The 20821-nt window shown below is 71.8% G+C and carries 22 protein-coding genes; 10 read left to right on the forward strand and 12 right to left on the reverse strand.

Going from position 1 to position 20821, the window contains the following annotated elements:
* The 9 genes from LO772_RS25105 (at position 1) to LO772_RS25145 (ending at position 7843) form a co-directional block, all read left to right on the forward strand.
* Positions 1-1254, forward strand: a complete 1254-nt coding sequence (locus LO772_RS25105) for a GNAT family N-acetyltransferase (RefSeq protein ID WP_231774297.1) — start codon at positions 1-3, stop codon at positions 1252-1254.
* 157 nt (positions 1255-1411) lie between these two features.
* Complete coding sequence (locus LO772_RS25110) at positions 1412-1996, forward strand: hypothetical protein (protein WP_231774298.1); 585 nt, start codon at positions 1412-1414, stop codon at positions 1994-1996.
* Positions 1997-2184: 188 nt separating this feature from the next.
* Positions 2185-3189, forward strand: coding sequence for a type I glyceraldehyde-3-phosphate dehydrogenase (gene gap / locus LO772_RS25115; RefSeq protein WP_231774299.1), 1005 nt, complete (start codon positions 2185-2187; stop codon positions 3187-3189).
* A 192-nt stretch (positions 3190-3381) separates the two neighbouring features.
* The gene (locus LO772_RS25120) at positions 3382-4569 is read left to right on the forward strand and encodes a phosphoglycerate kinase (protein ID WP_231774300.1); all 1188 of its coding nucleotides are present in this window, start codon (positions 3382-3384) and stop codon (positions 4567-4569) included.
* Between the two features lie 4 nt (positions 4570-4573).
* Positions 4574-5386, forward strand: a complete 813-nt coding sequence (gene tpiA / locus LO772_RS25125) for a triose-phosphate isomerase (protein ID WP_231774301.1) — start codon at positions 4574-4576, stop codon at positions 5384-5386.
* Between the two features lie 174 nt (positions 5387-5560).
* Positions 5561-5791: a preprotein translocase subunit SecG gene (gene secG / locus LO772_RS25130; protein ID WP_269453089.1), complete on the forward strand. Its 231-nt coding sequence runs from the start codon at positions 5561-5563 to the stop codon at positions 5789-5791.
* 214 nt (positions 5792-6005) lie between these two features.
* The gene (locus tag LO772_RS25135) at positions 6006-6341 is read left to right on the forward strand and encodes an RNA polymerase-binding protein RbpA (protein WP_269453090.1); all 336 of its coding nucleotides are present in this window, start codon (positions 6006-6008) and stop codon (positions 6339-6341) included.
* A 219-nt stretch (positions 6342-6560) separates the two neighbouring features.
* A complete protein-coding gene (locus tag LO772_RS25140) occupies positions 6561-7172 on the forward strand; it encodes a DUF11 domain-containing protein (protein WP_231774302.1) in 612 nt (203 codons plus the stop codon).
* A 95-nt stretch (positions 7173-7267) separates the two neighbouring features.
* A complete protein-coding gene (locus LO772_RS25145) occupies positions 7268-7843 on the forward strand; it encodes a suppressor of fused domain protein (RefSeq protein ID WP_231774303.1) in 576 nt (191 codons plus the stop codon).
* A 22-nt stretch (positions 7844-7865) separates the two neighbouring features.
* Here the strand turns inward: LO772_RS25145 and LO772_RS25150 are convergent, their stop codons facing one another.
* The 12 genes from LO772_RS25150 to LO772_RS25205 all read right to left on the reverse strand — a co-directional run bounded on the left by LO772_RS25150 (position 7866) and on the right by LO772_RS25205 (position 19209).
* Positions 7866-9257 (reverse strand): tetratricopeptide repeat protein, encoded by a 1392-nt coding sequence (locus LO772_RS25150; protein ID WP_231774304.1) that lies wholly within the window; start codon positions 9255-9257, stop codon positions 7866-7868.
* 568 nt (positions 9258-9825) lie between these two features.
* The gene (locus LO772_RS25155; RefSeq protein WP_231774305.1) at positions 9826-10614 is read right to left on the reverse strand and encodes an SDR family oxidoreductase; all 789 of its coding nucleotides are present in this window, start codon (positions 10612-10614) and stop codon (positions 9826-9828) included.
* Positions 10615-10824: 210 nt separating this feature from the next.
* On the reverse strand, positions 10825-11727 hold the full coding sequence (locus LO772_RS25160; RefSeq protein ID WP_231774306.1) for an RNA polymerase sigma-70 factor: 903 nt from the start codon (positions 11725-11727) through the stop codon (positions 10825-10827).
* Positions 11728-11922: 195 nt separating this feature from the next.
* A complete protein-coding gene (locus LO772_RS25165; RefSeq protein WP_231774307.1) occupies positions 11923-12255 on the reverse strand; it encodes a metal-sulfur cluster assembly factor in 333 nt (110 codons plus the stop codon).
* Positions 12252-12707 carry a Fe-S cluster assembly sulfur transfer protein SufU gene (gene sufU / locus LO772_RS25170; RefSeq protein WP_231779714.1) on the reverse strand — a complete coding sequence of 152 codons (456 nt, stop codon included), beginning with the start codon at positions 12705-12707 and terminating at the stop codon, positions 12252-12254. Before sufU ends, LO772_RS25165 begins: the two co-directional genes overlap by 4 nt.
* Before the next feature lie 43 nt (positions 12708-12750).
* The gene (locus LO772_RS25175) at positions 12751-14010 is read right to left on the reverse strand and encodes a cysteine desulfurase (RefSeq protein ID WP_231774308.1); all 1260 of its coding nucleotides are present in this window, start codon (positions 14008-14010) and stop codon (positions 12751-12753) included.
* A complete protein-coding gene (gene sufC, locus LO772_RS25180; RefSeq protein ID WP_231774309.1) occupies positions 14007-14771 on the reverse strand; it encodes a Fe-S cluster assembly ATPase SufC in 765 nt (254 codons plus the stop codon). The genes LO772_RS25175 and sufC overlap by 4 nt, the downstream gene beginning before the upstream one ends.
* A 6-nt stretch (positions 14772-14777) precedes the next feature.
* A complete protein-coding gene (locus tag LO772_RS25185; RefSeq protein ID WP_231774310.1) occupies positions 14778-15095 on the reverse strand; it encodes a non-heme iron oxygenase ferredoxin subunit in 318 nt (105 codons plus the stop codon).
* Positions 15092-16315, reverse strand: coding sequence for a Fe-S cluster assembly protein SufD (gene sufD / locus LO772_RS25190; protein ID WP_231774311.1), 1224 nt, complete (start codon positions 16313-16315; stop codon positions 15092-15094). The genes LO772_RS25185 and sufD overlap by 4 nt, the downstream gene beginning before the upstream one ends.
* 14 nt (positions 16316-16329) lie before the next feature.
* Positions 16330-17742, reverse strand: coding sequence for a Fe-S cluster assembly protein SufB (gene sufB / locus LO772_RS25195; RefSeq protein ID WP_231774312.1), 1413 nt, complete (start codon positions 17740-17742; stop codon positions 16330-16332).
* Positions 17739-18452, reverse strand: coding sequence for a helix-turn-helix transcriptional regulator (locus LO772_RS25200; RefSeq protein WP_443089469.1), 714 nt, complete (start codon positions 18450-18452; stop codon positions 17739-17741). Before LO772_RS25200 ends, sufB begins: the two co-directional genes overlap by 4 nt.
* Positions 18453-18531: 79 nt before the next feature.
* Positions 18532-19209: a TetR/AcrR family transcriptional regulator gene (locus tag LO772_RS25205; protein WP_231774314.1), complete on the reverse strand. Its 678-nt coding sequence runs from the start codon at positions 19207-19209 to the stop codon at positions 18532-18534.
* A 136-nt stretch (positions 19210-19345) separates the two neighbouring features.
* On the opposite strand from LO772_RS25205, the gene LO772_RS25210 reads away from it, so the two are divergent.
* Complete coding sequence (locus tag LO772_RS25210; protein ID WP_231774315.1) at positions 19346-20821, forward strand: MFS transporter; 1476 nt, start codon at positions 19346-19348, stop codon at positions 20819-20821.

Genomic DNA, 20821 nt, shown 5'->3' on the forward strand with positions numbered 1-20821 from the left:
GTGGAGATCCGGAACATCACCGAGGACGAACTGAGCGCTTGGGGGCTCGCGCTGGACGTGGGTTTCCTGCGCGTTCCCGAGTACGGCAAGGAGGTCCGGGACCAATGGCAGGAGCACCTGCGCCGCGTCGTGGACAGGGAGCGTACGCAGGCGGCGTTCGACGGTGGGGCCATGGTCGGGACGTTCCGCAGCTGGGGCGGCGAGATCACGGTGCCCGGAGGGGCGCCGGTCGCGATGAGCGCGATCACGAACGTGACGGTGACCGCGACGCACCGCCGCCGCGGGCTGCTCACGCGCATGATGCGGGCGGACCTGGACGCGTCGGTCGCGCGCGGTGAGCCGCTGGCGATCCTGATCGCCGCCGAGTACGCCATCTACGGCCGCTTCGGGTTCGGTCCGGCCACGGACTACTCGAACTACAGGGTCGACCTGACGCGCGCGCGGCTGACCGACGCGGAACGCGCGTTCAAGGAGCCGGGCGGCCGGGTCGAGATCGTCCCGCCGGAGACGATCGTCGAGGCGGGGCCGGCGATCCACGACGGGTTCCGGGCCCGGACGCCGGGGGCGATCTCGCGGCAGGAGACCTGGTGGCCGCTGTACACCGGGATACGCCAGCGGCCCGGCGGGCGGCACCGCGAGCCGCGGTTCTTCGCGCTCTACCGCGACCCGTCGGGGGCCCCGGCCGGGTATCTGGCGTACCGGATCGACGAGATCTGGGAGGACTTCCTCCCGAAGGCGGTCCTGCACGCGGACCAGCTGATCGCCGCGTCGCGCGCCGCCGAGGCCGCGCTGTGGGACTTCGCGACCCATGTCGACTACGTCACGCGCATCAGCGCGGGGGAGCGGGCGGGCGACGACCTGCTGCCGCTGCGGTTCACCGACCCGCGCGCGGTCACGTGGGACAGCGCCCGCGATTTCGTGTGGGTGCGCCTGCTGGACGTGCCGGCCGCGCTGGCCGCGCGCACGTACCCGGTCGCGGGCCGGATCGTGCTGGAGGTCGCGGACCAACTCGGGTACGCGGCGGGGCGGTACGCGGTGGAGGGCGGTCCGACGGGCGCGGTGTGCTCGCCCACCGGCGAACCCGCGGACCTGCGGCTGGACATCGGCACCCTGGGGTCGCTGTATCTGGGCGGCGGTTCGCCGGTGCGCCTCGCGGAGGTCGGGGCCGTGGCCGAGGCGACCCCGGGGGCGGTGGCGCGGGCCGAGGCGATGTTCCGCACCGCACGGTCGCCGTGGTGTCCGGACTGGTTCTGACGTCCGGGGCCGGCGCCCGCGAACGGGGGAACTCCCTCGAAAATAGCGACAATTCGGTCGTTGGTTGCTTCCTGCCGCGTATGGCCATGCTTTTCCCCGCCGGATCTCGCTAGCCTCGCGTTCCTTGCCGCAAGCGTTTCCTGGGAGCAAAAGACTCGTGAGTGGATACAACGGTCCCGGCCAACCGTATGGCGCACCGCAGCAGGGTCCCTACGGGCAACCGGGTCCCTACGGACAGCCCGGCCCCTACGGGCAGCCGGGTCCCTACGGGCAATTCCCGCAGCAGGGCGGTCCGTACGGGCCGTACGGTGGCGGGCCCCGGCCCCCGCGCACCGGCGCGGCCGTCGGGATGGGCATCCTCGCGGCGCTGGTCGGCGGGGGCGCGTACCTCGGGTTGATCAGCAGCGGCGACGCGAAGGACGGGGAGCTCTTCTCCTGGGCCGTCATCCTGCTGGGCGTCGTGGTCGGCGGCGTCGTCGGCAAGTCTGGCGGCCGGCACGCGGCGTTCCCGGTGCTGGCGCTGGTGCTGACCGGTATCGCCGCCTTCGCGGCGCAGTACTTCGGCATCGCGATCCTGGTGACGGACGCGATCCCCGGTGCGTCGCTGTCCGACGTGCTCGACAAGGTGGACCTGATGGAGATCTGGCAGGACGGCATGGAGGAGGACGGCAACGGTGTCATGACCGGCATCGGGGTCGTGCTGGCCGGCGTCGTCGCCAAGGTGGTCGGCGACCGCTCCTGACTGTTTCGGATCACCTCCGACCGCCCATTTCGGGACCCGGCATGCGCCAACCGTGCCGGGTCCTCGTCACGTCCCGGGGACGCGTCGCGATAGGGTCGGACTTGGTCTCGGCTTGACGATTCCAACCCGTCTGCCGGGAAAGCAAACCTTCAGGGCATCCCTCCGGCGTACCAAGAGGAGATCGGTTCGTGACGATCCGAGTAGGCATCAACGGATTTGGCCGTATCGGCCGTAACTTCTTCCGCGCGATTCTCGCCTCGGGCGCAGACGTTGAGATCGTCGGTGTCAACGACCTGACCGACAACGCCACACTGGTCCACCTGCTGAAGTACGACAGCATCCTGGGCCGCCTCGGCCAGGACGTCACGCACACCGACGACTCGATCACCGTCGGCGGCAAGACCTTCAAGACGATCGCCGAGCGCGACCCGGCCGCACTGCCGTGGGGCGACCTGGGCGCCGACATCGTCATCGAGTCGACCGGCCGGTTCACCAACGCCGCCGACGCGCGCAAGCACATCGCGGCCGGCGCGAAGAAGGTCATCATCTCGGCGCCCGCCAAGGGCGAGGACATCACGATCGTGATGGGCGTCAACCACGAGAAGTACGACTCCGCCCAGCACCACGTGATCTCCAACGCCTCGTGCACGACCAACTGCGTCGCGCCGCTGGCGAAGGTCCTCCTGGAGAACTTCGGCGTCGCCAAGGGCCTGATGACCACGGTCCACGCGTACACCAACGACCAGGTCATCCTGGACTTCCCGCACAGCGACCTGCGCCGCGCCCGCGCCGCCGCGACCAACATCATCCCGACGTCGACCGGTGCCGCGAAGGCCACCGCCCTGGTGCTGCCGGAGCTGAGCGGCAAGCTCGACGGCATCGCGATGCGCGTGCCGGTCCCCACCGGCTCGGTCACCGACCTGGTCGTGGAGCTGGAGCGCGAGGTCACCAAGGACGAGGTCAACGCCGCGTTCCAGAAGGCCGCCGAAGGCGAGCTGAAGGGCTACCTCACCTACACCGACGACGAGATCGTCTCCTCCGACATCGTGACCGACCCGTCCTCGTGCACCTTCGACTCGAAGCTGACGATGGCGCAGGGCAAGCAGGTCAAGGTCGTCGGCTGGTACGACAACGAGTGGGGCTACTCCAACCGCCTCGTCGACCTGGTCGGGCTCGTCGGCGCGTCCCTCTGAACCGCGCGGCCTCCGCGCCGCGCAGTGCTCCGAGTGACCGCCGCCGACTGACCGTCGACCCCGGCTGAGCACGGAAGACCCGGTACGGGCCCGGACGACACGTCGTCCGGGCCCGCGCGTACCCGCCCGTTGGTTCGAACCCCGGGCCGTCACCCTCAGCGGCCCGAATCCACGAGGACTGATTCCGACCGCATGAAGACCATCGACGATCTCGACGTCGCCGGTCGGCGCGTACTCGTCCGCGCCGACCTCAACGTGCCCCTCGACGGCACCACCATCACCGACGACGGCCGCATCCGTGCGAGCCTGCCGACGCTCCGGGCCCTCGCCGAGCGCGGCGCCCGCGTCGTCGTCACCGCCCACCTCGGCCGCCCCAAGGGCGAGCCGGACGCGGCCTACTCGCTCGCCCCGGTCGCCGCGCGCCTCGGCGAACTGCTCGGCCGTCCCGTCGCGTTCGCCACCGACACGGTCGGCGAGAGCGCCCGCGCGACGGTCGCCGCCCTCGGGGACGGCGATGTCGCGCTGCTGGAGAACGTGCGCTTCAACGCCGCCGAGACCAGCAAGGACGCCGCCGAGCGGGGCGCCTTCGCCGACGAACTCGCGTCCCTCGCCGACCTCTACGTCGGCGACGGCTTCGGCGCGGTGCACCGCGAGCACGCCTCGGTCTACGACGTCGCGCGGCGGCTGCCGCACGCCGCGGGCTACCTGATCGCCGCCGAACTCGACGTCCTCAAGCGCCTCACCGAGAACGTCGAGCGGCCCTACGCCGTCGTGCTCGGCGGCTCCAAGGTCTCCGACAAGCTCGGTGTCATCGACAACCTGCTCGGCAAGGCCGACCGCATCCTCATCGGCGGCGGCATGGCCTACACGTTCCTCGCCGCGCAAGGCCGCGAGGTCGGCACGTCGCTGCTGGAGAAGGACCAGCTCGACACCGTGCGCGCGTACCTGCGGCGGGCCGAGGAGAACGGCGTCGAGTTCGTCCTGCCGGTCGACGTCGTCGCGGCGGCTGCGTTCGCCGCCGACGCCGAGCACGACGTCGTGTCCGCGGACGCGATTCCGGCCGACCGCATGGGGCTCGACATCGGCCCCGACTCCGGCAAGCTCTTCGCCGGCAAGCTCACCGACGCGCGCACGGTCTTCTGGAACGGCCCGATGGGCGTGTTCGAGATGGAGCCGTACGCGGGCGGCACGCGCGCCGTCGCGCACGCACTCGTCGACTCCGACGCCTTCACCGTCGTCGGGGGCGGGGACTCGGCCGCCGCCGTGCGCACACTCGGCTTCGACGAGAACGCGTTCGGTCACATCTCGACCGGAGGCGGCGCCAGCCTCGAATACCTCGAAGGCAAGACCCTGCCCGGCCTCGACGCCCTGGAGGGCTGATCCGATGTCCAAGAAGACCAACGCCTCGGGTGCGACCGGCCGGGTGCCACTCATGGCCGGCAACTGGAAGATGAACCTCAACCACCTTGAGGCCATCGCGCTGGTGCAGAAGCTCGCGTTCGCCCTGGACGACAAGGACTTCGACCAGGTCGAGGTCGCCGTGCTGCCGCCGTTCACCGACCTGCGGTCGGTCCAGACACTGGTCGACGGCGACAAGCTGCGCATCGTCTTCGGCGCGCAGGACCTGTCGCGGCACGACGGCGGCGCGTACACGGGGGAGATCGCGGGATCGATGCTCGCGAAGCTCAAGTGCACGTATGTCACCGTGGGCCACTCCGAGCGCCGGCAGTACCACGCCGAGACGGACGAGGTCGTGAACGCCAAGGCCAAGGCGGCGTTCGCGAACGGCATCGTGCCGATCCTGTGTGTGGGCGAGGGCCTGGAGGTGCGCAAGGCGGGCGACCACGTCGCGCACACGCTCGCCCAGGTCGACGGCGGCCTCGCCGGGATTCCGGCGGCCGAGGCGGAGACCGTGGTGATCGCGTACGAGCCGGTGTGGGCCATCGGCACCGGCGAGGTCGCGACGCCCGAGGACGCCCAGGAGGTGTGCGCCGCGATCCGCTCGCGGCTGGCGGAGCTGTACAGCGCGGACCTGGCCGACAAGGTGCGCGTGCTGTACGGCGGTTCCGTCAAGTCGTCCAACGTCGCGGGCCTGATGGCCAAGCCGGACATCGACGGCGGCCTGGTCGGCGGCGCGAGCCTGGACGCCGACGAGTTCGTCAAGCTGGTCCGCTTCGGGGACCAAGGCGTAGGTTAGGCACCCGCTCGTCTCCCGCCCTCCGGGCCGGGGCCTCGCGGCTCCGTTTCCCCGGTGGGCGGGAGGACGGCGTACCCTGTCGGAGGCCAGGAATCCCTGGCCGCGCGTCCGCAGAGTCGGCCGGTGCCCACCGCGCTCCGACTCTTCGACAAGAAAAGGAACCGGGTCCAGGCCGTGGAGCTCGCTTTCTCGATCGCCCTGATCATCTTCAGCGCCCTGATGGTGCTGCTTGTCCTGCTGCACAAGGGCAAGGGCGGAGGCCTCTCCGACCTGTTCGGCGGCGGCATGTCGTCGTCCCTGGGCGGTTCGTCGGTCGTGGAGAAGAACCTCGACCGCCTGACCGTCATCGTGGGATCCCTGTGGTTCGTCACGATCATCGTGCTCGGCCTGCTGCTCAAGGAATAGCCGCCGACCCCGCGGTCACCCGAGTCCGACACGATGTCCCGGTCCGGGCACGCTTCCTGACGTCGTGTCGGAAAGCGCGAGATGCGCGGTTCACGGCTGTGCGGGGCGCACGTACACTGTTTCGCGAAGCAGCCCCCCGGCCGTGGGCGTACGGGGGTGCCGTTCGAGCCGCGCGACCGGGCGCGCGGCACACAGATCCAGGGGAGTTGGAACCGTGGCAAGTGGCAACGCCATCCGTGGGAGCCGGGTCGGCGCGGGCCCGATGGGGGAGGCCGAGCGCGGCGAGGCGGCCCCGCGTCTGCGTATCTCGTTCTGGTGCGCCAACAAGCACGAGACGCAGCCGAGCTTCGCGACCGACGCGCAGGTGCCGGAGACCTGGGACTGCCCCCGCTGCGGACTCCCCGCCGGGCAGGACAGCGAGAACCCGCCGGACGCGCCGCGCACCGAGCCCTACAAGACGCACCTCGCGTACGTGCGCGAGCGCCGCAGCGACGCGGACGGCGAGGCGATCCTCGCCGAGGCGCTGGCCAAGCTGCGCGGCGAGATCTGACGGCAGCGCGCGTTCTCGTTCCGTGCACTGATTTCCGCCGCCTTCTCGGCTTTTCACGGTCGCGTGATCCGGTGTGCCTCGGCCGCCGCGCTCCGACCGAACGAGTGGACGTGGGTCACCCCGACGGCCCCGTCCCGGCCGTGCGTGTCACCCGTACGCGCCCGCACTCCGCACACTGAGCGGTGATCCGCCCGTCCGATCACCGCCTTGGGGTGCCTTGTGCCCGTCCGCTCGCCCCGCCGCGCGTGCCTCGGCACGGCGGCAGCCGTCGCACTGGTCGCCGTATGGCCGGCCGCACCCGCCTCCGGCTCGTCGCTGCCGCCGCCGACCCGGCCCGCGCTGGCGATCAAGGTCGACAACGGCTCGATGACGTCGAAGCCCGGGCAGGTGCACACCTACACGGTGCTGCTGCGCAACCTCGGCTCGACCGATCTGCGGGACGTCACCCTGACCGAAACCCTCCCGTCCGGGGTCTCGCTGCTGGACGCCGGCGGCGGGGCCGTGTCGGCGGGAGCGGACACCCAGGTCACGTGGACCGTGGCACTGCCGACCGGGCAGCAACTCGTCCACACCGTCAAGGCCCGCGTCGACCGGCTGCCCGACGAGCACGGCGTTGCGACCACGGCCTGCGCGCGGCTCGGCGACAGCACCGTACCGGTCGTGTGTTCGACGGATGTCGACCGCCTCCCCGCCGAGGTCGCCGATACCGCGGGGCCGTCCACGACCACGCTGCTCGGCGGCAGCGTCGCCGCACTCGCCGCGTTCGGTGGCGCGGCCTGGTACGTCGTGCGCCGCCGCCGGGCCGCCGCCGCGGCCGTCGCGGCGGACTGAACCGGGCTGCTGGGAGTTCGGCGAATCGGGTCGGTCACTCGGGCGACGGAGCGTGGTTGCCGCCGGGCGGCGGCGGTGTCGGGCAGGATGAGGGGATGTCCAGCCGCGTGCACGCCTACTCGGCCCATATCGACAGTCTCGTGGGCGACGCCGAGCCGGAAGTCTTCGTGGCCCCTTCGTCGCGGCCCGATGTGCCGGGGGTGACCTCGCTGCGGTACACGGGCCTGCCCAACCGGGGCATGGCCACGTCGATCACCTACGGCGTCTCCCTGGTCCCGCGCGCCGGTCGGGAGTCGCCGGAAACCATCGAGCTGTGCATGTGCGTGCGGTCACCGGACGCCATATGGTCGCGCGTGCTCGGCTATCTCGGCGAACAACTGCGCGGCGTCTGCCCGTTCGTGTACGGCAACACCATCGACTTCGGCGAGCGGATCGCCCCGGACACCGAGATGACGGCGTTCTTCGTCTTCGCGTCGACGGTGATAGAGCGTGCCGACGCCATCGGCATCGACGTCTCCGAACCCTGCCTGGCCGGCACCGATCTGATCACCATTCAGGGCATGTACCCGATCCACGAGGTGGAACGGCAGTTCATCAACGAGCGCGGTCTCGACGCGTTCTGGAACGAGGTCTGGGACACGTACGACGTGACCCGGCGGCCGGCGGTCTGATCCCGCCGCCCCGCGCGGGTGCTCACACGTCGATGTCGCTGCGCGGGCGGCGCGGAGGAGGCGGCCTGCGGACGGCCCGCTCGCCGGCCACGCGGTCGGCGGTCAGCCGCCCCGACGGCCGGGGCGCGGGCGGCTTCGGAGGCCGCGCCGACGGCTCGGGCGCCATCGTGCCGTCGGCGGCCGGACGGCCCGAGGCCACCGCGGCGTGCGCCTCCGGCGCCGGCACCTCGCGGGCCCGGCGCCCGCCGATCCACGCGGGGGCGTCCTCGCCGGTCGCGGCCCGCCAGCGGGAGCGCACGGCGACCGGCTCGGCGGCGTGGGCGCGCACGAGGGCGTCGGTGGCCATGTCGACCACCTGCGGCAGGTCGAGGGCGTTGCCGACGCCGAGTGCCGCCGCGAGCGGGGGGACCGCGTCGGCCGGCCGGTCGGCGGAGATCAGGACCAGCCCGTAGACGGCGTACGTGACCGCGACTTCGGGGCGGCGCGCCAGCACCGGGTCCAGGCGGACGCGGCGGGCGCGGAGCGCGACGGCCTCTTCGAGCGCTTCGACGGCGCGGTCGTGGCGGCCGGCACCGCTGAGCAGCAGGCCGAGCCCCTGCAACGCCGCGGCGAGCGCGTCGTCGGCCGGCCCGGGCGTGGAGCTTTCGGTCGGTGCGCGGCGCAACGCGACGGCGGACCGCGCGCGTTCGAGGGCTTCGTCGACGCGCCCGACGCGGGCCAGCAAATTGGCCTGACGCATCGTCACTTGCGCGAGGACGTCGGCGTCGGCGGCGGTCAGCAGCCGCGCGGCCTCGTCGAACAGCGACAGTGCCTCGTCGACCTGCCCGGTGGCCGCGAGCCGTCCGGCGAACTCGTCGAGCGCGTCCGCGAGTCCGGTCCGGTGCCGCTCGGGGGCCCGGGCGGCCAGCGTGCGGTACGCCTCGACGCACTCGTGCAGCACCGCGAGCGCACGGTCGCTGTCGCCCGCGTCGCCGAGGCGGGCGCCCAGGTCGCGCAACGTCGCGGCCAGCAGCGGGCGGTGGTGCCGCACGTCGAGCGCCGCGAGCCTGCGGGCCCGCAGCACGGCGTGGTCGGCGACCTTGACGGCGTCGGCGTACTGCCGCCCGCCCGCGAGGACGGCGGCGAGCGCGCGCAACGCCTCGACGAGGGCCGGGGCGTGCTCGGCGGGGTCCCGCTCGGTCAGATCCCCGAGGATGCGCACGGCGGCGCGGGCGGGAGCGGAGGCCTCGGCGTGCCGCCCGGCCTTGCCGAGCTGCCGGGCGCGGTCGGAGAGCAGAGTCGCCCGGTCCCGCTGCTCGCCGCCGGGCGGGGCGGCGGTCCGCGACGACGGATCGTCCGGTGACGCCTCGTGCAGCGGAAGGCCGGACTCCGTTTCGACCGGAATTCGTTGTTGCGAGGCGGGAAGCGGTGGCACCGCGACAACCTCCTTGCTCGCCGACACGGCCGCCCGCGCGGCCTCCTGTTCGAGCCGGAGCCGGTACGCGGCAAGGTGACGCTCGTGTCGTCGACGCCATCTGAAGAGCACGCGTCTCCACCCCACCCCACAGCTCGCCCACTGTCCCGGGCGACGCTACCGCGCGACAGGGCCGGAGGGAGCGGGCAAGGAGGGGATCAAGCCAACGGTTTCACCCGGGAGGGGACGGATCGCACACAATATCGGACGAGTCGCCGGCCCGGGAAATCCCGACCCTGACCGGCACGATCGCCCGCGGACGGGCGAAGCCCGCGGTGTCCGCGGCCCGGTCCGCCGTGAGACGGCGGCCGGGCGGGCTCGGGCGTCGGGCCCGGGCCGTCGCGGCGGGGGGCCGCGAGGTGGTGTGCCGGCGGGCTTCCGCACCCTGGGGGACCAGGGACCAGGGACCAGGGGCCAGGGGCCAGGGACCAGGGGCCAGGGACCAAGGACCAAGGACCAAGGACCAGGGTGCGGGTCCGGGAGGGAGCCCGCGAGGCGGTGTGCCGCCCGGCTGTCGTGCCGGGTCGTGTCAGCGGGTCGCGCGGTCCGCCACCTTGCCCGCCAGGAACTCCTCCCACGTCCGGACGCCGACCGCGTGTTCGGGGGTGGTCAGGGCGCCGGAGCGGAACACGGCGCCCACCGTGCCGGGCAGGTGGATCGGCAGGATCGGCCGTTTCCGACCGGCCGCCGCGAGCCACGTCCGGGCGAGTTCCTTGGCGTCGTACACCTTCGGCCCACCCATCTCCGCGACCTGCCCGGCCGGTGCCCCGAGCGCCAACTCGACCAGCCGGTCCGCGACTTCGCCCTGGTCCACGGGCTGGCAGGGGGTCTTGGACGGCACCAGAACGAACGGCAGCCTCATCATGAAGCGGAACACCGCGTCGAGCAGGTCCGGAAACTGCGTGGCACGCAGATTGGTCCACGGGATGCCGGATTCGGCGAGCATCAGCTCACCCTCCAGCTTGATCTTGTAGTACGGGTAGGTCGTGCGGTCCACGCCGACGATCGAGATGTTGACGATGTGCCGAACGCCCGCCTCCCGCGCCGCGTCGATCAGATGCCGCCAACCGGGGATGTCGTGCTTCGGCTTGCGCGTGTCCGAGGCACAGTGGATGACCGTCGTCACGCCCTCCAGGGCCTCGGCGACATCCGTTCCGGTCTGCAGGTCCGCGGTCACCCAGCGCACACCCGGATCGTCCGGCAGGTCCGTCTTGCGCGTCATCGCCCGCACCGGCACACCGGCGTGCCGCACCCGCTCCAGGACTTCCCGCCCGAGCAGCCCGGTCGCGCCGGTCACCAGGATCACGTTCTCGCTCATGGTTCCCTCCTCGCGTGCGAGCCGCCGCCGCGTGTCTCGCGGGGCCGCCCTCACTCCTCAGGAAAACGAACCGGGCAGCTTCGCGCGATGTGACAGCCCCGGGGCCGTTCCGCGAAAAAAGTCGGCCGCAGTCGGCCGGTCCGCCCGCGTTTCCCGGACGCGGGCGCGGCCCGCGACGGCGGTACCGGGCCGGCGTGGCGCGCCCCGGGCCTACGCGTCGGGGGACGCCTGCCGCCGGAGGAACATCAGCTTGTCCGGGTTCCGCATGATCCGTACGGCGACGACCCCCTCGGCGCCGAACTCCACCGTCGTCGCACTGGTCAGCGCCGTGCCCTCCCACGTCAGCACCGCCGGGTCGCCGTTGACCTCCACGACGCGCATGTCCGCGTCGGCCGCGAAACGCTCGATCAGCCCGGCCAGCAGGCGGGCGACCTTGTCGCGGCCGTGCACGGGGCGCGTGGCCGCGGAGACCTTGCCGCCACCGTCCGACCACGTGACGACGTCGTCGGCGAGCAGGGCCTCAAGCCGGTCGAGCGCCCCTTCGGCGGCTGCCGCGAGGAAGCGGGCGAGCAGGTCGGCGCGTACGGCCGCGGGCGCCTCGAAACGCGGGCGCTCGTCGGCCAGGTGCTGTTTGGCGCGGTGGTACGTCTGCCGCGTCTTCGCCTCGGACCAGTCCAGCACCGCGGCGATCTCGCGGTGGCTGTAGCCGAACGCGTCCCGCAGCACGACCACGGCCCGCTCGGGCGGCGACAGCCGCTCCATCATGACGAGCACCGCCATCGACACGGCGTCGCGCTGCTCGGCCGTCTCCAACGGCCCGAGCGCCCCCGTGTCGGTCCGCACCGGCTCCGGCAGCCACGAGCCGACGTACTCCTCGCGCCGCGCCCGCGCCGAGGTGAGCCGGGTCAGGCACAGATTCGTGACCACCTTCGCCAGCCACGCGCGCGGTGCCTCGATACGCTCCCGGTCGGCACCGTGCCACCGCATGTAGGCGTCCTGCACCGCGTCCTCGGCCTCGGCGGCCGACCCGAGCATCCGATAGGCGATCCCGAACAACCGCCCCCGCTCGGCCTCGAACTCACCGGCCTGATCGTCGGCCCGACCCACACCCATCCCGCCACGGTACCGAGTGGCCCGCATTCTCCGTGGTCGGGCCCGGGCGCCGACCCACCGCGGCCCGTTCCGCGGGCATCCGCCGAGCGCGCCGGTCACCGGGTCATGTGTGTCCGGCCGATACCGCGGCATTCGACACCGACGGCCGGGGGAGAGCACTCGCTGTGCGGTGCTCTCCCCCGGCCGTCGGTGGGGTCAGACGTTGAAGCCCAGGGCGCGGAGCTGTTCGCGGCCGTCGTCGGTGATCTTCTCGGGGCCCCACGGGGGCATCCAGACCCAGTTGATGCGCAGGTCGCTGACCAGGTTCTCGGTGGCGCCCTTGGCCTGGGCCTCGATGACGTCGGTCAGGGGGCACGCGGCCGAGGTCAGGGTCATGTCGACGGTGGCGATGTTGCCGTCGTCGACGGTGACGCCGTAGACGAGGCCCAGGTCGACGACGTTGATGCCCAGCTCCGGGTCGACGACGTCGTACAGCGCTTCCGTGACGTCCTCGGCACTCGCCGGCGAGTTCACTTTGGTGTCGCTCACTTCTGGCCCTCCATCACCTGTGTCGTCGCGTCCCGCCACGCCATCCAGCCGAGCAGCGCGCACTTGACGCGGGCGGGGAACTTGGAGACACCGGCGAAGGCCACGGCGTCCTCCAGCACGTCCTCGTCCGGCTCGGCCTGGCCCTTGGACTGCATGAGGTGCAGGAACTCCTCCTGCACCGCAAGCGCCTCGGCGACGGTACGGCCGATGACCAGGTCGGTCATGACGGACGCGCTCGCCTGGCTGATCGAACAGCCCTGGCCCTCGTACGACACGTCGACGACCTTGGCGTCGTCGCCCGTGCCGTCCAGCTTGACCCGCAGCGTCACCTCGTCGCCGCACGTCGGGTTGACGTGGTGCACCTCGGTGTCGAACGGGTCCCGCAGCCCCTTGTGGTGGGGGTTGCGGTAGTGGTCCAGGATGATCTCCTGGTACATCGAGTCGAGTTTCATCGCCGGGTTCGCTCCCATGCCCGTGACGTCAGGTCCACCACAGTCAGCCGAAGAAACGGCGTACGTGTTCCAGGCCGGCCACCAGGGCGTCGACCTCGGCCGGAGTCGAGTACAGGTAGAACGACGCGCGCGTGGTGGCCGGGACGCCGTAGCGCAGGCACACCGGGCGCGCGCAGTGGTGGCCGACGCGGACCGCGATGCCCTGCTCGTCCAGCACCTGGCCCACGTCGTGCGGGTGCAGGTCGCCGAACTTGAAGGAGATCGCCGCGCCGCGCGCCTCGGCGGTCTTCGGCCCGATGATCTCCAGGCCCGGTACCGACGCCAGCGCGTCGATGGCGTACGCCGTGAGCGCGTGCTCGTGCGCCTCGACCTTGTCCATGCCGAGCGCGTCGAGGTAGTCGATGGCCGCGCCGAGCCCGACCGCCTGCGCGATCGGCGGGGTGCCGGCCTCGAACTTGTGCGGCGCGGGCGCGTACGTCGACGCGCTCATCGTCACGGTCTCGATCATCTCGCCGCCGCCCAGGAACGGCGGAAGCTCCTCGAGCAGGCCGAGCCGCCCCCACAGGACGCCGATGCCGGTCGGGGCGAGCATCTTGTGGCCGGTGAACGCCACGAAGTCGGCTTCGAGGGCCTGCACGTCGAGCGGGACGTGCGGCGCCGCCTGCGACGCGTCGACGACCACGAGGGCGCCGACGTCGTGGGCCCGGCGCACGATCGCGTCGAGCGGATTGATCGTGCCGAGGATGTTGGAGGTGTGGACCACCGAGACCACCTTGGTGTTCTCGGTGATGACCCGGTCGATGTCCGAGAGGTCGAGGCGGCCGTCGTCGGTCAGCCCGAACCACTTGAGCCGCGCGCCCGTGCGCTGGCACAGCAGCTGCCACGGCACGATGTTCGAGTGGTGCTCCATCTCGGTGATGACCACCTCGGCGCCCGGCCCGACGCGGAACGGCTCGTCCGCCCACGTCAGCATGTTGGCGACGAGGTTCAGGGCCTCCGAGGAGTTCTTGGTGAAGACCACCTCGTCGCGCGAGGGCGCGTTGACGAAGGCGGCCACCTTGTCGCGGGCGCCCTCGTACAGCGCCGTGGCCTCCTCGGCGAGCACGTGGACGCCGCGGTGCACGTTGGCGTTGTGCAGCTCGTAGTACGCGTTCAGCGCGTCCAGGACCTGCTTGGGCTTCTGGGAGGTCGCCGCGTTGTCCAGGTAGACGAGCGGCTTGCCGTCGTGCAGCGTGCGGGACAGGACCGGGAAGTCCTTGCGGATCGTCTCGGTGTCCAGGAGCCCCGCGAGGGTTGTCGTCATGCGCTCTCCTTGACTCCGGCGTAGGCCTCGTAGCCCTCGGCCTCAAGCTTGTCGGCCAGTTCAGGGCCGCCGGACTCGACGATCCTGCCGCCCGCGAACACGTGGACGTGGTCGGGCTTGATGTAGCGGAGGATCCGCGTGTAGTGCGTGATCAGCAGCGTGCCGATCTCGCCGGTGTCGCGGACCCGGTTGACGCCCTCCGAGACGATCCGCAGCGCGTCGACGTCGAGCCCGGAGTCGGTCTCGTCGAGCACCGCGATCTTCGGCTTCAGCAGCTCCAGCTGCAGGATCTCGTGGCGCTTCTTCTCGCCGCCGGAGAAGCCCTCGTTGACGTTGCGCTCGGCGAACGCCGGGTCCATCTGGAGGCGTTCCATCGCCTCCTTGACCTCCTTGACCCACAGCCGCAGCTTGGGGGCCTCGCCGCGCACCGCGGTGGCGGCCGTACGCAGGAAGTTCGAGACGGACACCCCGGCCACCTCGACCGGGTACTGCATCGCGAGGAACAGTCCGGCGCGGGCGCGCTCGTCGACGGTCATCGACAGCACGTCCTCGCCGTCGAGGGTGACGCTGCCGCCGGTCACGGTGTACTTCGGGTGCCCGGCGATCGAGTAGGCCAGGGTCGACTTGCCGGAGCCGTTGGGGCCCATGATGGCGTGGGTCTCGCCCTGTTTCACGGTCAGGTCGACGCCGCGCAGGATCTCGCGGGGGCCGGTCTCGGCCTCCACGCTGACGTGCAGGTCGCGGATCTCAAGCGTTGCCATACGGACTCAGGACTCCTGGTTCAGGTCGACGTATACCGCGTCGGCCTCGATCTTCACGGGGTACACGGGCACCGGCTGGGTGGCCGGGGGGCCCGACGGGCGGCCGGTCCGCAGGTCGAAGCGCGAGCCGTGCAGCCAGCACTCGATCGCGCAGTCCTCGACCTCGCCCTCGGACAGCGACACATTGGCGTGGCTGCACACGTCGTTGATCGCGTACACCTCACCCTCGGTGCGCACGAGCGTGACGGGTACGCCACCCAGGACCACCCGCAGCGGCGTGTCGTCCGCCAACTCGGCTTCGCCGCAGGCGCGTACGTACGTCATCGGGCGCCTGCTTCCAGGCCCGCCTCGATGGCCGTCATCAGGCGCTGCTCCAGCTCCGGGATGCCGATCCGCGCGATGATCTCGGCGAAGAAGCCGCGTACCACCAGGCGGCGGGCCTCGTCGGCGGGGATGCCGCGGGCCTGGAGGTAGAACAACTGCTCGTCGTCGAACCGCCCGGTGGCGCTCGCGTGCCCCGCGCCGGCGATCTCGCCGGTCTCGATCTCCAGGTTGGGCACCGAATCGGCGCGCGCGCCCTCGGTGAGCAGCAGGTTGCGGTTCAGCTCGTAGGTGTCGGTGCCCTCGGCCGCCGCGCGGATCAGCACGTCGCCGATCCACACCGTGCGGGCGTCCGAGCCCTGGAGCGCGCCCTTGTACGTGACGTGGCTGCGGCAGCGCGGCACGTCGTGGTCGACGAACAGGCGGTGTTCCAGGTGCTGGCCCGAGTCGGCGAAGTAGACGCCGTACAGCGACGCGTCGCCGCCGGGGGCGTCGAACACCACGCGCGGGAACAGCCGCACGAGCGTGCCGCCGAGGGTCGCGACCACCGACGTGAAGGTGGCGTCGCGGCCCAGGCGGGCGACGTGGTGGCCCAGGTGTACGGAGCCCGCGTCCCAGTCCTGCACCGAGATGACGGTGAGCCGCGCGCCGTCCGCGACGAGGAATTCGACGTTGTCGGCGTACGCGCCCTTGCCGCCGTGGTCGAGCACCACGACCGCCTCGGCGAACGCCTCGACGGTGATCGTCAGGTGGCCGAACCCGGTGGCGCCGGTGCCGCGCGTGCGCACGACGGCCGGTTCGCCCGGCGCGAGTTCGCGGGGGAAGGTCACCACGGTGGCCTTCTCGAACGACGAGAACGCCTGGGCGGCGACCCGGTCGACCGGTGCGCCCGTCTTGCCGAGGCGCGCGTCGTCACGGCCCACGGTCTCCACGACGACACCGGCCGGGGCGTCCACCTCGACGGTGGGGGCGCCGACCTCGCCGAACGTGCCGTCGTGCAGCCCGCGGAGCCGGTCCAGCGGGGTGAACCGCCAGTCCTCCTCGCGGCCGGTCGGCACGGGGAAGTCGTTCACGTCGTACGAGGCGACGGCGACCTGCCGGGCGTCGGCCGGCTGGCTGACCATGCGCCCGGTGCCGGGGCCGGCCAGCTCGTCGCCGGCCCCGGCCTCGCGCACGGCGATGGAACCGGCGGTGGTGCTACCGGAGTTGTTAGCGCTTGCCATAGGTATTTGCGGGCCTAGCCCACAGCCCCTTCCATCTGCAGCTCGATCAGGCGGTTCAGTTCGAGGGCGTACTCCATGGGCAGCTCGCGGGCGATCGGCTCGACGAAGCCGCGCACGATCATCGCCATGGCCTCGTCCTCGGTCATCCCGCGGCTCATGAGGTAGAACAGCTGGTCGTCGGAGACCTTGGAGACGGTCGCCTCGTGGCCCATCGACACGTCGTCCTCGCGCACGTCCACGTACGGGTACGTGTCGGAGCGCGAGACCGTGTCGACCAGCAGCGCGTCGCACTTCACCGACGAGGTGGAGCCCTTCGCGCCGTCCTCGATCTGGACCAGGCCGCGGTAGGAGGTGCGTCCGCCCGCGCGCGCGACCGACTTCGACACGATGTTCGACGACGTGTTCGGCGCGCAGTGCACCATCTTGGATCCCGCGTCCTGGTGCTGGCCCTCGCCCGCGAAGGCGATCGACAGCGTCTCGCCCTTCGCGTGCTCGCCGAGCAGCCAGACGGCCGGGTACTTCATCGTCACCTTGGAGCCGATGTTGCCGTCGATCCACTCCATGGTCGCGCCCTCGTGGGCGACGGCCCGCTTGGTGACCAGGTTGTAGACGTTGTTCGACCAGTTCTGGATCGTCGTGTAGCGCACCCGCGCGTTCTTCTTGACGACGATCTCGACCACGGCCGAGTGCAGCGAGTCCGACGAGTAGATCGGCGCGGTGCAGCCCTCGACGTAGTGCACGTACGAGCCCTCGTCCGCGATGATCAGCGTCCGCTCGAACTGGCCCATGTTCTCGGTGTTGATCCGGAAGTAGGCCTGGAGCGGGATCTCGACGTGCACGCCCTTCGGCACGTAGATGAACGAGCCGCCGGACCACACCGCGGTGTTCAGCGCGGCGAACTTGTTGTCGCCGACCGGGATGACCGACCCGAAGTACTCCTGGAAGATCTCCGGGTGCTCGCGCAGGCCGGTGTCGGTGTCCAGGAAGATGACGCCCTGCTCCTCCAGGTCCTCGCGGATCTGGTGGTAGACGACCTCGGACTCGTACTGCGCCGCGACGCCGGCGACCAGACGCTGCTTCTCCGCCTCGGGGATGCCGAGCTTGTCGTACGTGTTCTTGATGTCCTCCGGCAGGTCCTCCCACGAGGCCGCCTGCTTCTCGGTGGACCGCACGAAGTACTTGATGTTGTCGAAGTCGATCCCGGACAGGTCCGAGCCCCACGTCGGCATGGGCTTCTTGTCGAACAGCCGCAGGCCCTTGAGGCGGAGCTTGAGCATCCACTCGGGCTCGTTCTTCTTCGCCGAGATGTCTCGGACGACGGCTTCGGACAGGCCGCGGCGCGCGGTCGCGCCCGCGACATCCGGGTCGGCCCAGCCGTACTCGTACGTGCCCAGGCCGTCGAGCTCGGGGCGAGCTTCGGTGGTCATGCGGGGTCCCTCCCGGTGACGTTCTTCGGTACGTGCGTGGTGCAGACGCCGTCGCCATGGGCGAGGGTCGCCAACCGCTGGACGTGGGTGCCGAGGAGTCGCGCGAACACCTCGGTCTCCGCCTCGCACAGCTGGGGGAACCGCTCGGCGACATGCGCCACCGGGCAGTGGTGCTGGCAAAGCTGCTCTCCGCCGGGAGCCTGCCGCGCGCTCGCGGCGTATCCGTCGGCGGACAGCGCCTCTGCCAGCGCCTCGGCCCGTTTTTCGGCGGGGGCGTTCTCGACGACCGGGAGGTACCTGGCCTCCAGGTCGGCCACCCGCCCGCGGGCGAACGCCATGACCGCGTCGTCGCCCGCGACCTCCGCGAGGAAGCGCAGGGCCTGGGCGGCCAGGACGTCGTATTCCTGATGGAATGACCCGCGGCCGGCGTCCGTGAGCGCGAACACCTTCGCGGGGCGGCCCCGCCCGCGCTGACCGTACACCCGCTGCTGGCGGGCCTCGATCACGCCGTCCGCGAGCAGCGCGTCCAGGTGGCGGCGCACCGCGGCGGCGGTGAGGTCGAGCCGTTCGGCGAGATCCGCCGCGGTCGACGGGCCGTGCGCGAGGATCGACCGGGCGACCTTGTTGCGGGTGCCCGCATGCGCGTCCGTTTCGGGCACGCCGACTCCGGCGGCGGTGCTCCGCCCCCGGGGTTCCGCGTCCTCGCGCATGTATTTCACAACGCCATTGTTGCGTTAATGCCTTCCCCTGGCGAACCACATCCGCGTGCGCTGAGTCACTTAGGGCCGCCTAACAGGCCGGTGACCTGCCTGTCTCACGCAAAGTAGTTGCCTGGTGCGGTGGTGTGGCGCCCGTCTCGGGCGCGGCGTCCGGGCGCAGCATCGGGAGAAGCACCTCGTCGACGACCCGCACGATGTACGCGTCGTCCAGTTCCTCGGGGCCGGTCAGGTTCTGGTAGGTCACCAGGGCGGAGCCCACGCGCGCGGTGAGCGGGGTGGCCGCCCCCGGGCGCACGTCGCCGCGCGCCTCGCCCGCGCGCAGCACCTCCAGCATCATGCGGCGGGTCGGGGCCGCGATGCGTTCGCGGACGAGTTGGTGCGTCGCCTCGTGGGAGTGCTTGACGGTCTGGAGCGCGGGGTCGGCGGTCATCGTGCACGCGCTGTGCAGGAAGCGCAGGATCGCGAGCAGGTCGGTGCGCAGGTCGCCGGTCAGGTCGATGTCTTCCGCCTTGGGGAGTCGGTCGCGCAGCGCGTCGAGGAGGAGGGCGTCCTTCTCGGGCCAGCGGCGGTAGAGCGGGGCTTTGCCCGTGCGGGCGGCGGCGGCGATGCCGTCCATGGTGAGCCCGGCGTACCCGACTCTGAGGAGTTCGTCGAACACGGCCTGGTAGATGGCCTGTTCGAGCGCACGTCCGCGCCTGCGCGTGGGAGCGCCCTCGTCGGGGGGCGGTTCGCCGGTACGGGATGCCACCTCGGGGTCACCTTTCTCGCAATCCGGCCTCCAGTATCCCCGGCGCTTGTAAGAGACCATCGAGTCTCTTATTCTCTCGTGCTGTAAGAGACCAGTCCGTCTCTTAAATTCCCATGCGCTCTCCCGGGGGTCAACCATGTCCGCGTCCGCCTCCACTCCGGCCGCCTCCGCCACTCCACCCGTCGGGGGAGCCGCGGCGCCGCCCCCTCCCGACGAGGCCGGACCACCTCGGCCCGGGCTCGCCCTCGCGGTCGTCGTCGGGGCGATGCTGCTCGTCGGCATCGACGTGACCGTCGTCAACCTCGCGCTGCCGGACATGCGCGCGGCACTCGACATGTCCTCGACCGCGTCCGCCTGGATCCTCAACGCCTACACGCTCTCCTACGGCGGCCTGCTCCTGCTCGGCGGACGCGTCGGCGACGCGCTGGGCCGCCGCCGCGTGTTCTGCGCGGGTGTCGGCCTGTTCACCGCGGCCTCGCTGCTGGCCGGGCTGGCCCCCTGGGCGTGGTGGCTCATCGCCGCCCGCGTCCTGCAGGGCGTCGGCGGCGCGCTCATCGGACCGAGCACCATGGCGCTGCTCGTCAGCATGTTCGCCGGCGCCGCCCGAGCGCGCGCGATCTCCTGGTACTCCGCGGTCCTCGGCGGCGGTGCGACCGTCGGCCTGATCCTCGGCGGGCTGCTCACCGAACTCGCCTCATGGCGTTGGGTGTTCCTGATCAACGTGCCGCTCGGCGCGGCCCTCGTGGTGCTGGCGCCGCGGATCGTGCCCCGCGTCGACCGCGCCGCCTCCGGCACCCGTCCCGCCTTCGACTTCGCCGGAACGATCACCGTCACCGGCGGCGTCGGCGCGCTGGTGTACGCGTGTATCCGGGCCGGCTCGCACGGTTGGGGCGACGGCGCCACGGTCGCCGCGCTGATCGTGGCCGCGGTGCTGCTCGCCGTCTTCGTCCCCACCCAGCGCCACGCCGCCGAACCGCTCACCCGCACGGCCACCCGCGGCACCCTCGCCCGGATCCTGCCGCCCGTCGCGCTCCTCGGCGCCGCGATGTTCGGCGTGCTGTTCTTCCTCGGGCAGTACTTCCAGGAGGCCCGCGGCTACACCCCGGTCCGGGCCGGCCTGGCGTTCCTGCCGATGATGGCCGCGCAGTTCGCCATGGCGCGGCTCGCGCCGACCCTCGTGCGCCGCGTGGGACCGGCCTGGCCCGCGGTGACCGGCGCGTCCGCGGTGACGGTCGGGCTGCTGTGGCTGTGGCGGATCGGGGAGACGGACGCGTACGCGGCCGGCATCCTCGGCCCGCTGGTACTCGTCGGCGCGGGGGCGGGAGCGGCCATGTCGCCCATGAGCATCTTCGGCCTCTCCGGCGTCGCGCCGGCCGAATCGGGCGCCGCGTCCGGACTGCTCCAGACCACGCAGTGGCTGGCCGGAACGGTCGGCCTGGCGGTCTGGGTGACCGTGTTCGGCCACGCCACCCGCGACGCCGCCCCCGGCGCGAGCCCCGAGCACGTCCTCACCCACGGCGTCGGCGCCTCCTTCGGCGCCGCGGCGATCAGCGCGGCGGCGGCGGTGCTTGCCGCGTCGACACTCTTCCGCGCGCGCCGGGACGCGGCCTGA

It is taken from the genome of Yinghuangia sp. ASG 101, assembly GCF_021165735.1.
GTDB lineage: Bacteria > Actinomycetota > Actinomycetes > Streptomycetales > Streptomycetaceae > Yinghuangia.

What these genes read in the sequence shown, in the direction of transcription:
- LO772_RS25210 (WP_231774315.1), top strand. Translation starts at nt 19,346, where the DNA reads ATGTCCGCGTCCGCCTCCACTCCGGCCGCCTCCGCCACTCCACCCGTC.
- sufC (WP_231774309.1), bottom strand. Translation starts at nt 14,771, where the DNA reads ATGGCAACGCTTGAGATCCGCGACCTGCACGTCAGCGTGGAGGCCGAG.
- sufD (WP_231774311.1), bottom strand. Translation starts at nt 16,315, where the DNA reads ATGGCAAGCGCTAACAACTCCGGTAGCACCACCGCCGGTTCCATCGCC.
- LO772_RS25200 (WP_443089469.1), bottom strand. Translation starts at nt 18,452, where the DNA reads ATGCGCGAGGACGCGGAACCCCGGGGGCGGAGCACCGCCGCCGGAGTC.
- LO772_RS25120 (WP_231774300.1), top strand. Translation starts at nt 3,382, where the DNA reads ATGAAGACCATCGACGATCTCGACGTCGCCGGTCGGCGCGTACTCGTC.
- LO772_RS25145 (WP_231774303.1), top strand. Translation starts at nt 7,268, where the DNA reads ATGTCCAGCCGCGTGCACGCCTACTCGGCCCATATCGACAGTCTCGTG.
- LO772_RS25155 (WP_231774305.1), bottom strand. Translation starts at nt 10,614, where the DNA reads ATGAGCGAGAACGTGATCCTGGTGACCGGCGCGACCGGGCTGCTCGGG.
- LO772_RS25175 (WP_231774308.1), bottom strand. Translation starts at nt 14,010, where the DNA reads ATGACGACAACCCTCGCGGGGCTCCTGGACACCGAGACGATCCGCAAG.
- LO772_RS25160 (WP_231774306.1), bottom strand. Translation starts at nt 11,727, where the DNA reads ATGGGTGTGGGTCGGGCCGACGATCAGGCCGGTGAGTTCGAGGCCGAG.
- tpiA (WP_231774301.1), top strand. Translation starts at nt 4,574, where the DNA reads ATGTCCAAGAAGACCAACGCCTCGGGTGCGACCGGCCGGGTGCCACTC.
- sufB (WP_231774312.1), bottom strand. Translation starts at nt 17,742, where the DNA reads ATGACCACCGAAGCTCGCCCCGAGCTCGACGGCCTGGGCACGTACGAG.
- sufU (WP_231779714.1), bottom strand. Translation starts at nt 12,707, where the DNA reads ATGAAACTCGACTCGATGTACCAGGAGATCATCCTGGACCACTACCGC.
- LO772_RS25185 (WP_231774310.1), bottom strand. Translation starts at nt 15,095, where the DNA reads ATGACGTACGTACGCGCCTGCGGCGAAGCCGAGTTGGCGGACGACACG.